This window comes from Streptomyces sp. NPDC093089, from assembly GCF_044754405.1.
Taxonomy (GTDB): Bacteria; Actinomycetota; Actinomycetes; order Streptomycetales; family Streptomycetaceae; genus Streptomyces.
The window spans coordinates 37,453-51,254 of sequence record NZ_JBIVPA010000022.1 but is presented as its reverse complement, the minus strand read 5'-3'; the positions used below and the strand labels follow the sequence as shown (position 1 = coordinate 51,254).

Genomic DNA, 13,802 nt, shown 5'->3' with positions numbered 1-13,802 from the left:
CCATCACGGCCCCATGAACAGGACCACCACCCATGGAACACACCCGGCTCACCGTCACACTCCAGTCCGGCCACGGAGCACTCGCGCGGCTCGCCGCCACGCTCAACAACCACCATGTGCTGGACCTGACCTACACCACTGCACCGGCGGACACGGATACAGCCGTCGTATGCGTGGCACAGTCCGATGCCCTGCGTGCACAGCACAAGCTGCGCAGGCTCGTCGACGTGATCGAGGTGACGTCAACTCCCGCATCACCGGGCACCGCAGAGGCATCAGACCTCCACCCGTCCGCCACCACGCCGCCGGTGCCCCACGCCCGTGAACGGTCCGCCGCCCAGTGATCTGAGCAGCGTGTTCCACTCCCGTACCGCCCCGCCCGGCTTACTACTCCTGGTCGGGGTCCTCGTCCTCGTCGAGTTCGTCGCGTCCCGGTCCCGCAGGGGCTGCAGGCCACCCGTTGGAGGGAGCAGGGTGAAGCCGTAGTGGGACCAGGACATTGAGGTTCTTGTGCTTGAGCGGGGAGAGCCGAGCGATGTCCTCGGTCGACTGCAGCTCGAGCTGACGGCGGGCGGGGGCGAGGACGTCGGTGATCCGGCGGTCGATGGCGCGGTGAGCCCGCCGGGCGCGTGGCCGGGCTTGGGCCGTCGGGCGGACTGGCGCCGGCACCACTCCGCGAACGCGATCAGGGTGCCGGAGCGTACGGCGGCCGGCGGTATTCAGCCGCAGCTCGATGCCCTCGGCCTGGGCATAAGCGAACACGTCCGCCCGGGGCCGCAGCCGTGGGCCGGGCCGGTCGGGGACCGCGTATCCCCGTTCGGTCAGGAGTCTGCGTATCTCTCCGATCCCATGGGTGACGGTGGAGCGGTCGACGCCGAACACAGCAGGGCGAGGACGGAGTGCGGAAGACCGTGCCGCAGGTGGATCAGGGTGGAGGCCAGCCGGTCGGCGAGCATCAGCCGATGCCGGGTACCTGCCCCGCCTCACGTTTCTGACCCTGTCCCGGGCCTCGTGACGACGACCCTCGACCACGACCTCCCACGGGTCGGCCAGCTCCTCGACCGAACAAGCCAGGCGAAGGCTGGGGAGCCCCCAAGACTCTGTTGGTCAGCTCGGCAAACCGTTCCCGGATCGCTGGCGGAACGGCTCGGTTGGCAGGAGATCCGCCCGTACGTCGTCCGAATCGTAAGGGTGCTCCCAGCCCGTCAGCCGTTCACGACCGAGGCGCCTCCGTCGACGGAGGCGCCTCTTGGGAGAGCGGTGGTTCGGAGATCAGAAGACGCTGACGCCGTAGGCGCTGAGGGCCTCGGTGACGGGCTGGAAGAAGGTGGTGCCTCCGCTGGAGCAGTTGCCGCTGCCGCCGGAGGTGAGGCCGAGGGCCGTGGTCCCGGAGAACATGGCGCCGCCGCTGTCGCCGGGCTCGGCGCAGACGTTGGTCTGGATGAGGCCGTAGACGATGTCGCCGTTGCCGTAGTTGACGGTGGCGTTGAGGCCTGTGACGGTACCGCTGCGCAGGCCGGTGGTGCTGCCGCTTCGCTGGACGGACTGCCCCACGTAAGCGTTGCCGGCGCCGGTGATGTCACGGTAGCTGCCGTTGTAGAGATAGACGCGCCCGTCGGCTGCGGAGGCGTTGGAGTGACGGATGATGCCGTAGTCGTTGGTGGGGAAGCTGGTTCCGGCTCGCGTGCCGAGGACGGTGGTGTTGGCGGAGTTGGTGTACCAGGTGCTGCCGATGTTGGTGCAGTGTCCCGCCGTCAGGGCGTAGTAGGTGCTACCGCTGCGGACGTTGAACCCGAGCGAGCAGCGACCGCCTCCGGCGTAGATGGCCTGGCCGCCGGCGATGAGCTTGTTGATCTTCCCGGCGGTCCGCTCGATCTTCAGGTTCTTGGCGTTGTCGCCGGCCGCCTTGCGCAGGGTCGCGAGGTCGGCCTGAGAAACGGTGGAGTCGACGGTGACGACGACCTTTCCGGTGGTCTGGTCGGTGTACCAGGCGGAGCCGGCCACGTCGGCCTGAAGGACGGCGTCGCTGGTGGTGGCCAGTGTGGCGGCGGTGACTCGCGCGGTGTCGGCCTCCTGCGCCGATGAGGTGGGGACGGTCAGGGCCGAGGCGGCCACGACGGCGCCGAGCACGGCGATCAGCCGGCTGCTTCGGGTGATCCTGACGCGACGGATGGAACGGTTCACTGCATCCTCCGGTGGGGGTGGTCGGGCCGCCTGGGTGAAGTGGCCCGGGTGGAGCACGGATCGGCGACGGTAACCGCCATGAACCTGTCAATTGCTTGAGAGGAATCCTCAACTCCTCACCACGGCACCGCAAGGCGCCCTTCCAGCCGCTCTACGCGCGTCCACACCCCAGGGCGCATCCAGCAAGATCAAACAAACGAGGACCCACCCCTTGCCGGAAACCTGAAAGATCGTCAGCAAGTTACAGAATCAGATTGCTAACCGGAACTCCACCTCCCAGTCCCGTTCCGCCTCGGCCTGACTCGAACAGGCGAGAAGGTTGGGCTTGCCAGCAGGCGGAGCCTGCTTCACCGCGCACCGGGGCCGGGTTCCGAAAGAGTGCTGATGCAATCGCGGGGGCCTGATGGACAGGCCGCCGATGCCCTACGTGATCTCCTTGAACCTGAGTGAAGGTTTCCTGTTCGCGGTGTCTCACGTTGGCGGCAGCGCGGTTTGAAGCACACACGCGCACGGCAATGGCGAGTTTTCGCCCATTCTGCGGGGTGGCCGGATTCCGGCGCATCGAGGTGGGGAGGAGCTGAACTCCCGCCCCGAAGAAGGATGTTCACCTCACGCGCAGCGTGATGCTCACGGACCTGGAACAGGCATGGCCGGCAGGGCGCTGCGGGGCGATCGCCGCGACAGGGGTCAGTGGCCTGCACCTCTGGGCGAGCTAAGCGAGAGCAAACGACTCCGTACATCGATGCCCCACGCCCCACTTGCCTCAAGCGGGGTGACGCAAAGCGCCCCGGAGGGCCATCCGTTGGGGCGGCAGACCGCTGCGAGCAGCAGCCTGACCAGGCCCGGAAGCAGCGTCGGTCTCGCCCTGCGGGCAGCCCGGACATCGGGCTGCGACACACTGACGTGGTGATCGACAACGCATTCGTGATCGTCTCCGGTCTGCCGGCCAGCGGCAAGAGCACCCTGGCCCGCGGACTTGCCGCGGAACTCGGCCTGCCGGTCATCGACAAAGACATGATCCTGGAATCGCTCTACGACTCCCTCGGCATCGGCGATCAGGCATGGCGCTACCGACTGAGCCGGGCCAGCGACGACATCCTGTTCGCACTCGCTGCCGACGCCGGGCGAGCCGTTCTCGTCAACTGGTGGCACCGCGACACCGCCCCCGCCCGACTCCAGCAACTCGACGCCCAGTTGGTCGAGGTGTTCTGCGACTGCGATACCGGACTTGTCGCTGAACGGTTCCGGACACGCAAACGCCATCCGGGCCACCTCGACCAGGGCCTCACCCGCGAGGAGATCAGTGATCGCGTCGCTGTCTGGGCCGCCCACCCAGGACCGCTCGGACTGGGCGGGCACTCTCTGACCGTCGACACCGCCCAGGCGGTCGACATCACCGCCCTCGCCGAAAAGGTCGACGCGCTCCGCTCATCGCCGGCACCCAACGTTGAACTGACGGCGGCCAACAACCCGAACAGTACGGGACGGGACGGGACGGGACGGGATAAACCCATCACTCCCCATCCCGGTGAACCTTCCTGGTCACAGCAGTAGATGCTCTGTTCCAAGGGGGCAGTGATCGTAGGCGATCACTGAGCGTAGGACGGTTTGTCCGGTGGCGGCGTTGTGCCAGATCGCAGCGGCCAGCGCGAGGACGCGTTGCATGGCGCCGGCCATGCCCCTCCGGGTGTGCGCCCTCGGTGCCGTTCGAGGTCAAGCTGCCCCTTGAAGGTCTCGTTGATCGATTCGATGACCTGCCACAGCGGCTCGAACAGGGCTGCACCAGACCGTTCCCGTTCACCTTTACGGGCCAGTCGGCCGGCCGCAGCAACCGGACTCCACCCTCGGACGGTTCGCGTTCGAAACCACGGCCGAGGCAGTTCTTGTCGCCGATGAGAGTCCGTATGGCCTGCATCATGGCGAGGGTGACCAGTTCGGCATCGCTCAGGCGGGGCGTAATGGCGACCGGCAGGTGCCACGGCGCCAGTCGGGATGCTCTTTCAGCATGTCGCCGGTCGCCGCATAGGGCGTTGTCGCGGGGATGTCCACGTCGTTCGCCATAAGACGATCTTGGACACCCTCGTTCTCGTCTCCGCAGGCACCCCTTGGACTACATCACCAGTCATACGCGCAACCGCTCACCCCCGAGGAGAAACTCGCCGACGCGAAGAAGCAGCTGCGCCTCCCGCGTATCGTCGTGATCTGCGGCTCCACCCGCTTCATGGCCGAGATGACCCAGGCCGATCTGCGGGAGACCAAAGCCGGAAAGATTGTCGTCAAGCCGGGTTGCGACATGAAGTCACCGCACGAACTTCGGTCCGATCCTGCCGAGGCCGAGGCGCTGAAGGTTCGACTCGACGATCTGCACCGATCGAAGATCCGGCTCGCTGATGAGGTGCTCGTAGTCGGCGACTACATCGGAGACAGCACTCGAGCCGAGATCGCCTACGCCCGGTCGCTGGGCAAACCCGTGCGGTTCACGCACCCCGAAGTCGACCCCGACGCCTGACCGCCCACCCCACACCCTCCGCAGGCACCCCTTGGAGTTGATCATCCAGGCCGCAAGCTGACTGCTCGGGCACTCCTCCACCGTAGGCCGCCGCTCCGACGGACCCAGGAGTCAGGGCCTGCTGGTGGAACCCTCGTGACACGCGCGCGTAGGGCGGTCTCGCGAGTTCCACAAGACGTACCTCTGCACAGGTCAGGGCTTTCTCGCCGGATGCCTCAATGGCCACCTCGACTTTGGGGATGGCGACCGGGAGGAGCGGGCGTGCATCACCCCGCCGGCGGCGACGTCGTTGCCCCGGGCCAGGAACCCACACCCGAGCCGCACGATCTGGCGGTGACGCAGCACGCGGACGCAGCCTGCGAACTCGCCGATGCAGCAGTCGCAGGGGCGTGAAATCCGACGGCGGTCGACGACGTCATCGAGACGCTCACCGAGGCGCTGCTGACCGAGCGGGCAGAGCCGCTTGCATCCTCGTCGCGACAGCAGGGCTGCGGGCCACGCTCGCCCCTCCTGGCGAGGACAGACCGGCCCCCGCAATACCGAGAGCCCGCAGCCCTCGACGCCGGGGTCTCGGGCACGGCTGGCAGGGCGTCCGGCAGCGGTCAGACCAGGGAGCCGGTCAGCACCGCGTGCTCGCGGTTGTCCTGCGTCAGCGAATCTTGACTGATTTCCGCCGAAGTTTGATCACGCGTAGGTTCGTGTCATCGCAGGTTGAGCAGACACGGGCCGGAGGACGAGTGGACGAGAAGGAGTGGCTGGTCCGTCATGGCCTTCGGCCGGATGGGCGTGGTCTTGATGAGGTACGCACGCTTCTGGTCGAGCAGATCCAGCTCGAACCCGAGAGTCAGGGGCGCGGCAACACGATCTTGATGAGGCTGTGCTGCGTCCAGCTGTTCCTCGCCGCCCTTCTCGATGACGTCCCGCTGATCTGGAGCGCCAAGACGGCCAGTTGGGACGCCGACTGCTCCATCGACATCGAACTTTTGTGTGCCGGCGGGCTGGAACAGACCAAGGCATATCTTTCAAGGCATTCCACACAAGAGGGCCAGGCGGCATTGAAGCGATTGCTGCACTGTGAGGGTGCCGGGTACTTCGACGAGTTCTCGCCAGCCGAGCAATCTGCTTCCTACCTCGCGTCCTACTCGTGATCTCTCACCTGAGAGAGCCGATCAATCTTCACTGAGCCGTTTTCATCCTGCGCCGGAGGGTGAAAGGGGCCGGTCAGCGGGTGTGGTGACGAGGCAGGCCCCTCGTCGTCGGCGTGGTGATTCCACTCATCACACCGGCGACCGAAGGGGCCCTGGTGGTTCCGTATCGAGCCACGCATGAAGCCCTCATGCCGGTCGAGCGGGCTCCCGCCCGGCGTGTGACACCCGGCTGCCTCACCACCTTCTGCTCCAGTGAACAGATGAAAGGGACGCAAGTCATCAACGAAGTCGGCGCCTACGCCTGCTGGCGCGAGTCCGCCTGCAGGAGCCTGGGGCGTGCCGGTGGGGAGGGGCCGCGGTGAGTGGTGACGGGAAGGTCACGCGGGGGCTGTTCCCCGACGGGCACCGCTACGCGCGGTTCGTTCCCCTGCTGCTTGTGCTGACGTTCGTCAGCGGGCTGGTGGACGCGGCGAGCTTCCTCGGGCTGGGCCGGGTGTTCGTGGCCAACATGACCGGCAACGTGGTCTTCCTCGGGTTCGCGCTGTCGGGCGTGGCGCAGTTGTCGGCCCTGGCCTCGGCGGTGGCGCTGGCAGGGTTTCTGGCCGGGGCTGTCGCGGGCGGTGCGTGGCGCCGGGAGGCCGAGCCGGGGACTCTGTTCGCCCCGCTGATCGCGTTCCAGGCCCTGCTGCTCGCCCTCGCGCTCGGCGCCCAGGCGGCCGGCTGGGGCCGGTATGCGGTCCTGGTGCCGCTGGCCTGCGGGATGGGGCTGCAGAACGCCGTCGTTCACCGCCTGGGGGTGCCGGACCTGACCACCACCGTGATGACGCGGACACTGACCGGTCTCGCGGCGGACCGGCCCGGGCCCGCCGGCATACGACGCGGAGTGTCGGTGACCGTGCTGGCCGCAGGGGCGTTCGCCGGCGGTCTTCTGCACGCCCAGAGCGGTGTGGAGGGCGTCCTCCTCGCGGTCCTGACCCTGCTGCTCGGCGTCGTCGTGGCGGCCCGCCGGAAGTCGCCCGGAGCCGAGCCGCTGCGCTGAGCACGACGACCACGGTGGTCTCTCTGCTGCCCGAGGACGAGAACTCGGCGCAGATCGCTCAGCGGGCCCCGCTCGCCACTCCCAGCACGCCACGGTGCATTTCATAGCTGGTCCGGCGCTGTCCTACCCTCTGCGTGGTGTGGTACCCCGGGACGGAATGCGTTCGCCTGTACGGCGAGTGGCCCTGTTCGGTAGGCACCTCGGATCGGCAGGCACCTCGGACTCCTGTTGGGCAGCCGGTGGGCCGCTCTCCGTCATCGATGGCTTCGGCCGCGGACCCCCACTCGCATCACGGCACGCGCCAGACGTTGGCGAAGGCCGCGTTCTCGATGGTCCGCCTCTGGCGGACGGCCTCCAGCTCCATGACCGCGTCGTGCACGGCGGCGATCACAGAGGTGGCCGCCTCGTCATCGAGGCCCGGCTCGACGTCGGAGGGGCCGTCGCCGATGCCGACGGCCGAGGCGAGGGCGGTCAGGACGGGTTCCCGCCGCTCCCAGCGGTCGACGGCCGCGTGACGGGACGGCGTATCGACCGGTTCCACGCGTCGCGCGCCGAACGGCAGGCGGCCGTCAGCCTTCTGCGTCAGCTCACCGTCGACCTCCAGCGCGGTCTGGTAGGTGGCGGCGAGGTCCCTGCCCCGACGCCACAACCAGTCTTCGACGCGCTCGTACGGCGTCTGCCGGACGATCCGCGCCCCCGCCTCGCCGAGGAGCCGGTCGTCAGGGACAGACGGCTCACCCGGCACGACGTGGCCACCCTCCAGGGTGACACCCCCGGCACCGAGGAGATCGATCAGCTCGGCGCCCGCGAGCGCGAGCGACAGGTCCCCCTGCCCGACGGTGGACTCCTGCCCGGAGTCCACCGCGATGATGAACAGGTCCTTCGCCGTGGTCATGAACGGCTCCCCTCGGATGCGTCGATGAAGGCGTGCCCCGCCCCTGCCCGGCTGTGGCGCCGTGGAGGCGATGGCACCCCGCACTTGCAAGTATCGTCCCGGTCGGCCGCTTCCGGCCCGGTCTCGGCGGAATCGCGATCAACGGCTGGTCACGCGGACCGGGTGCGCCCTCCGCCGTCAGGACAGTGCACGACGCCTCAGGAGGTCTCAGGGCCACCCGTCCATCCGCAAGCAGCACCCTCCACCGGCCGTCATGCGGTGGCGATGCGCGCGGTGACGCGGTGACGCGGTGACGCGGTGCCATGATCCGGGCCCCTCCCCCCCTTCCCCCTCTCACCTCCCTCACGGCACAGCGATGTCGCCCCTCGACGCGGCGTTCTGCTTCCGCATGATGCGCGCCACGTGATGCTCCACGGTGCGGGTGGACAGCACCAGGCTCTCGGCTATGTCCCGGTTGGCGCGTCCCTGGACGACGAGGCGGGCCACGTCCTCCTCGCGCGGGGACAACCGGTCGCCGTATCCGAGGCGGCCACGGCGGTGGGTGGTGACGATGGCGTGGCGGCGCAGCAGTCGTTGGCAGCGGGCGACGTCCCAGCGGGCGCCCAGTTGCCGGTAGACCTCGACCACGTCCTGGATGCCCCTGGCTGCGGCCTCTCCGTGCAGGTCGAGCAGGCAGCGTCCGCGGGCCTCCGCCGCGCGGGCGGCGTCGAGGGGGCGGTCGAGCAGCCGCCACTGGGCCTCCGCGTCCGTCAGGAGGCCGACGGCCTCGTCCGGCCGGTCCGCGGCCTCCGCGAGCAGCGCTCTGCACACGGTCAGGGCCGCGTGGGCGGCGGGCGCGTCGCCGTTCGCGGATCCGGCCGCGAAGTCGGCGACCAGCCGTCGGGCGCGCGCCGTACGGCCGCTGCCGTGGAGGGCCTCCACCGTGACGGGCAGCACCTCGCTCGCCCATACCCAGCCCTGGGTGCGTTCGATCCGGCGCAGCACGTCCTCCACGGCCTCGCACGCCTGCCCGGGGCGGCCGGCCTCCAGGTGGATGCGGGCGGTGGCCGCAGCGGACGAGGTGAGGATGAAGCCCGTGTCGTAGCAGGTGGTGCGGGCGGCTTCCGCGAGGTCGTGGCGGGCCCGGGGAACGTCGCCGAGGACGTGGAGCGAGGTCAGTCCGCGCACCAGCATCGCTTCGGCGGTCAGGTCCGGTATCTCCTGGTAGAGCCGGGTGGTGCGGTCGGCGGCGGCGTGCAGGTCGTCCCAGCGGCCGCCGTGCCAGGCGAGGACCAGGCGGGCGGTCTGGGTGAGTCCTTCCAGATAGGGGCTGCTGGTGTCGGCGAGCCCGGCGACGGCCCGGTCGAGGAAGTCCCGTGCCCGCGTGCCGTATCCGAGCGCGCTGGCCGCGTGCGCCAGGTTGGTCCAGCCCCGGGCGTGGTGCGCGGCCTCCATCGCGGATTCGGCCGGTCCGCGCAGCGCCTCCGCGGCGCGCCAGGCACGTGGGTCGCCCACGAGCATCAGGGCGGTGGCCCGGTTGGCGGCGATGGCCGCCCGGGCGACCGGATCGGTGACCCGCCCCGCGAGCACCTCGCCGCGGTCCAGCCAGTGCCGGTGCCGGTCGACGGGCCAGCCCTGGATGGAGGGGATGGCGGCGACCGCCATGGCGCGTGCGGCGGTCTGCGGGTCGGACGCCTCCAGGTCGGGAATGGCGCGAGCGACCTCTTCGAGGCTGTCCAGCGCCCCTCCGGTCTGGTTGCGCAGGACCACGCTCAGGTGCAACCGGATCTCGCCGCGCAGGCGCGGCGGCGGGTCGTCCTCGGCGAGGACCGTGCGCACGGCGGTGACCACCTGCTTGTCGGCACGCGCCAGTTGGGCGGTGCGGGCCAGTTTCGCGGCGGTACTCACCCGTCCCGCGGCGCGCGGATCCTGGACGACCGCCCGGGTGTACAGGCAGGTGGCCATGGCGTAGTCGCCGGTGGCTGCCGCGCGGTCGGCGGCCACGACCAGGCACCTCAGACCCTCGCGGACGCGTCCGGCGGCCGTGTACAGCCGGGCGAGGTCGACCAGCGGCACCGGCCCGTCTCCGGTGCGGTGCAGGATCCGGGCCGCGCGCAGGCTGAGCCGTGCCACCCGGGGTCCCGGCACCCGCGCCAGCGCGGCCCGGCGGTCCAGCGGATGGCGGAAGGAGATCCACGGCCCCTCGGCTCGCAGCACGGACCGCCGCAGGCACGCGTCGACGGCAGCTTCGGCCGGCTCGGGCGGGCACTGCGCCACCTCGGCGAGGACGGCGACGGGAGCCGGCCGGTCGAGGACCGCCGCCGCGGCGACGATCCGCCACGCGTCCTCGGTGAGTGGCTCGCACCGCCGGGCGAACTCCCGCCCCACACGCCCGGGCACCCCTGCCTCTCGTACGGCTCGTACGGTGGTGAGTGCCGGCTCGTTCCGCGGCCTGTCCGTCCCGCCGACCGTCAGCAGTTCCCCGGCGTCGTCGAGCAGCGCCCCGACGGTTCCGGGCAGTCCGCCGGACAGCTCGTACACCAGTGCCGCGAGTTCAGGCAGCTCGTCCGGTCGTGCCTGCGGGTGTCCCCCTGCCCACAGGCGGACGACCTGCTCTGTCTCCTCCGGTGTCCAGGGTCGTACGCGGATCTCCTCGCACCACCCTCCTCCCGGGGCGCGGACGCCGAGAACCGGCAACCCGGGTGCGGCGTCCTCGGTGACGACCAGCCGCAGCCCGGCGGGCATCGTGTCCGTCAGGTGGTCGAGCAGTCGGAGAGTCGCGGGGTCGGCGAGGTGGATGTCCTCCAGGACCAGCACGGTGTCACCGAGCGAGGCGAGCAGCGTCCCCACCGCGCGGGGCATCAGTCCTCGTCGTACCTCCGGGTCCGCGGCCGATGCGGGCGGGCTCGGCAGCCGGTCGGCCAGCTCGGGCACGACGAGGCCCACGACTCCGGTGACCGGCGGCATCCGGTCCGGCGGACCGGGCCGGTAGGGCAGTTGGGCCAAGGCCGAAGTGACGGCCTTCAGGGATACCGGTTCCGCGCTGTCCGGGCAGGTTCCGCGCAGCTGCGTCCACTCGGCGAACTCCGCCCCGCCGAGCACCTCGTCGACGAGCCGCGACGTCCCCGCTCCGGCCTCCCCCCGAACGACCACGACGCTCCGCCCCGCGCGCAGGGCCTTCCGAAGCCGCCGTGCCTCCTCATGCCGTCCGACGAACCCGGCCCCCTCGGACCCCGTTTCGCCGTGTCGCACATCGAAGGGACGTCTCTCCACGGCTCCGCCTTTCGCCGACCACTCACCCGGTGGCTCCGTCGAACGCCGCGGAGTCCCCTGTGGACCGGACTCCCCGCGCGTCCCTGTTCGGGGGTGGCCGGGGCGCCCTCCGGGCACGTGGGTCCACCCGCAGGTGGTCTACCCGCAGCAGGGCCGCCATCGCAATAGGGGGTGACTACCCAGGGAATTCCGTCGGCCCGACACGGTCGCCGCCGGACGACAGGAGGCGATGCCCCCTCCCCACTCTTTGGGTAGCGCTACGCATTGCTGGCCTCCTCCCGGGTGACCGAAGCTCTGGGCGGTCCGGTCGCGCCGTCCCCGTCCACCACGGTCCCCAACCGCTGGAGGTACGGGGTGGCAGCACCCCACGCAGTCGTACGGCGTGACCGGATCCGTGCGTCGCGGAGCCCGCTCCGTACGACACGTCACCTCGTCCCGTCGTCTCGGGCGCCGCCATCAAAGGCGCCTGTACGACCGCCTTCGGCCGACGGCTCGTCATGGTCCTGACCTGGATCGACGTCCCGGCCGACCGGCGGCCACCCTCCGGGCGCGCCCTCCCACCCCTGACGGAGCGCGCCCGGAACCACCGGCGCGACGGATCCCGCCCTCCGGACATCGAGCCAGGTCCGGACACCTCCCACGAAGGAAGCAGTCATGGAGTTCGAAGCTCGCGCCCTCCGGCGCCTGCTCGCCGTCAGTACCAGTGCCGCCTTGCTCGCCGTGGCCTCCGCGACCACCGCGGCCACGGCAGCGCCCACACCGCCGGGCGGCGGGGAGAACCGCATCGTCGGCGCGGACCGACCGGGCGCGGTCGAAGGCTCCTACATCGTCACCTTCAGGGGCTCGGTCTCCTCGGCCGACGTGCCCGCCTCCGCGCGCGCCCTGGCCGAACGGCACGCGGGCAGTCTGCGCTACACCTACACCGCCGCCCTGCGCGGCTTCGCCGTCCGGATGACGGAGAGCGAGGCCCAGGAACTGGCCGCCGAGCCCACCGTGGCCCGCGTGGAGGCCGACGCCGTGGCGTACGCGGTCGACACCCAGCCCACGCCGCCCTCCTGGGGCCTGGACCGCGTCGACCAGCGCGACCTCCCCGTGGACAAGAGCTACACCTACGGGACCACCGCCTCCAACGTGAACGCGTACATCGTGGACACCGGCATCCGCATGAGCCACCGCGACTTCGGCACCCGCGCGGTCAGCGGCTACGACTTCATCGACAACGACTCCAACGCCTCCGACTGCCAGGGACACGGCACCCACGTCGCCGGCACCGTGGGAGGCAGCTCCTACGGCGTCGCGAAGGGCGTCAAGCTGATCGGCGTCCGCGTGCTGAACTGTCAGGGCACCTCGGGCGACACCTGGGCCCCGGTCCTCGCCGGCATCGACTGGGTCACCAAGAACGCGGTCAAGCCGGCCGTGGCCAACATGAGCATCGGCGGCGGAAAGACCCAGTCGGTGAACGACGCGGTCGCGGCCTCCATAGCCTCCGGCGTCACCTGGGTCGTCGCGGCAGGCAACAACAACGCCGACTCGTGCTCCTACTCCCCGTCCTCCACCCCGTCGGCCATCACGGTCGGCGCCACCAACAGCCGCGACGCCCGGGCCACCGGCTGGTCCAACGGCCAGGGCTCCAACTACGGTTCCTGCCTGGACATCTTCGCCCCCGGCGACAGCATCGTCTCCACCTCCAACTCCGGTGACACCGCCTCCCAGACGATGAGCGGCACCTCCATGGCCGCCCCCCACGTCGCGGGCGCGGCCGCCCTCCTGCTCGCGGCCAACCCGACCTGGACCCCGGCCCAGGTCCGCGACAAGCTGGTCGCCGACGCCACGCCCGACAAGGTCACCGACGCCCGCACCGGCTCCCCCGACAAGCTCCTCTACACCGGCACCGGCGGCACCACCCCGCCGCCCACCGGCAAGAAGTTCGAGAACACCGGTGACTACCAGATCCGCGACAACGCCACCGTCGACTCACCCCTCGCGGTCACCGGAGTCGCCGGCAACGCCCCCTCGAACCTCGCCGTCACCGTCGACATCCGCCACACCTACCGCGGCGACGTGAAGCTGGAGCTGGTCGCCCCCGACGGCACCGCCTTCCTCCTCAAGGACTACAACTCCAACGACAGCGCCGACAACATCCAGGGCACCTTCACCGTCAACGCCTCCGCCGAGTCCGCCGACGGCTCCTGGAAGCTCCGCGCCACCGACAACTGGACCAACGACACCGGCTACATCAACGCCTGGTCGCTCCAGTTCTGACCCCGCCGCTTCCCGCGTGACGCGGGTCCCGTGCCCAGGGGACGGCCCCGTTCCCGGCGAACTCCGCCGGGAACGGGGCCGTCCCGCCTGCCTGAAACCGCCCTTCGGCCTGTGCTGAACCGACGTCACGTCACCACCCCGCCGCAACAGCGCCACTGCACTCACCTGGGAACAGCGAATCTGCAGCACTGGACACCGGCCCACCCGTCCTCGACGGCACCCGGCGCTCCTCCTCACTGACACACACCGCTGCCCAGCACAGACCAGCAGCCCGAAGCCGACCACTCCCCCCAGGAGCGAATCCCACCCAAAGACGGGACGCCCGGCCAGAACACCCCCCTGCGGAACACCGCTTCGCTACGCCCGCCCCCCGACACAGACCCACTGAAGGTCGGCAAAGGTTCGCCGTCGATCGTGGAGGGCAGCACGGGCTGGACAGCAAGTCAGCGCCCAGGGCCAGGCATCAGAAAAGCCGCTCATGGGGCCGCCCATGCCGCTCTGCGACGTCGGGAT

9 protein-coding genes and 1 pseudogene are annotated in these 13,802 nt (G+C 70.2%); 6 read left to right on the top strand and 4 right to left on the bottom strand.

What is annotated here, in order from left to right; genetic code table 11:
* The first annotated feature begins 32 nt into the window (after positions 1–32).
* Complete coding sequence (locus tag ACIQFX_RS36370; RefSeq protein WP_402472233.1) at positions 33–344, top strand: hypothetical protein; 312 nt, start codon at positions 33–35, stop codon at positions 342–344.
* 343 nt (positions 345–687) lie between these two features.
* Here the strand turns inward: ACIQFX_RS36370 and ACIQFX_RS36365 are convergent.
* Positions 688–1,074, bottom strand: a pseudogene (locus ACIQFX_RS36365) (transposase family protein); the annotation flags it as partial.
* 198 nt (positions 1,075–1,272) lie between these two features.
* Positions 1,273–2,184 carry a S1 family peptidase gene (locus tag ACIQFX_RS36360; RefSeq protein WP_402472231.1) on the bottom strand — a complete coding sequence of 304 codons (912 nt, stop codon included), beginning with the start codon at positions 2,182–2,184 and terminating at the stop codon, positions 1,273–1,275.
* A 906-nt stretch (positions 2,185–3,090) separates the two neighbouring features.
* On the opposite strand from ACIQFX_RS36360, the gene ACIQFX_RS36355 reads away from it, so the two are divergent.
* The 4 genes from ACIQFX_RS36355 to ACIQFX_RS36340 all read left to right on the top strand — a co-directional run bounded on the left by ACIQFX_RS36355 (position 3,091) and on the right by ACIQFX_RS36340 (position 6,880).
* Entirely contained in the window at positions 3,091–3,738 is a 648-nt protein-coding gene (locus tag ACIQFX_RS36355) for an AAA family ATPase (protein WP_402472229.1), read from the top strand.
* Positions 3,739–4,225: 487 nt separating this feature from the next.
* Entirely contained in the window at positions 4,226–4,693 is a 468-nt protein-coding gene (locus ACIQFX_RS36350) for a hypothetical protein (protein ID WP_402472226.1), read from the top strand.
* A 737-nt stretch (positions 4,694–5,430) separates the two neighbouring features.
* Positions 5,431–5,841 carry a hypothetical protein gene (locus ACIQFX_RS36345; RefSeq protein WP_402472223.1) on the top strand — a complete coding sequence of 137 codons (411 nt, stop codon included), beginning with the start codon at positions 5,431–5,433 and terminating at the stop codon, positions 5,839–5,841.
* A 358-nt stretch (positions 5,842–6,199) separates the two neighbouring features.
* Positions 6,200–6,880 carry a YoaK family protein gene (locus ACIQFX_RS36340; RefSeq protein ID WP_402472221.1) on the top strand — a complete coding sequence of 227 codons (681 nt, stop codon included), beginning with the start codon at positions 6,200–6,202 and terminating at the stop codon, positions 6,878–6,880.
* 289 nt (positions 6,881–7,169) lie between these two features.
* Here the strand turns inward: ACIQFX_RS36340 and ACIQFX_RS36335 are convergent, their stop codons facing one another.
* Positions 7,170–7,775 carry a GPP34 family phosphoprotein gene (locus tag ACIQFX_RS36335; protein ID WP_402472219.1) on the bottom strand — a complete coding sequence of 202 codons (606 nt, stop codon included), beginning with the start codon at positions 7,773–7,775 and terminating at the stop codon, positions 7,170–7,172.
* A 342-nt stretch (positions 7,776–8,117) separates the two neighbouring features.
* Positions 8,118–11,006, bottom strand: coding sequence for an ATP-binding protein (locus ACIQFX_RS36330; RefSeq protein ID WP_402472385.1), 2,889 nt, complete (start codon positions 11,004–11,006; stop codon positions 8,118–8,120).
* 675 nt (positions 11,007–11,681) lie between these two features.
* On the opposite strand from ACIQFX_RS36330, the gene ACIQFX_RS36325 reads away from it, so the two are divergent.
* Positions 11,682–13,289: a S8 family peptidase gene (locus tag ACIQFX_RS36325; RefSeq protein WP_402472216.1), complete on the top strand. Its 1,608-nt coding sequence runs from the start codon at positions 11,682–11,684 to the stop codon at positions 13,287–13,289.
* Positions 13,290–13,802: the final 513 nt, after the last annotated feature.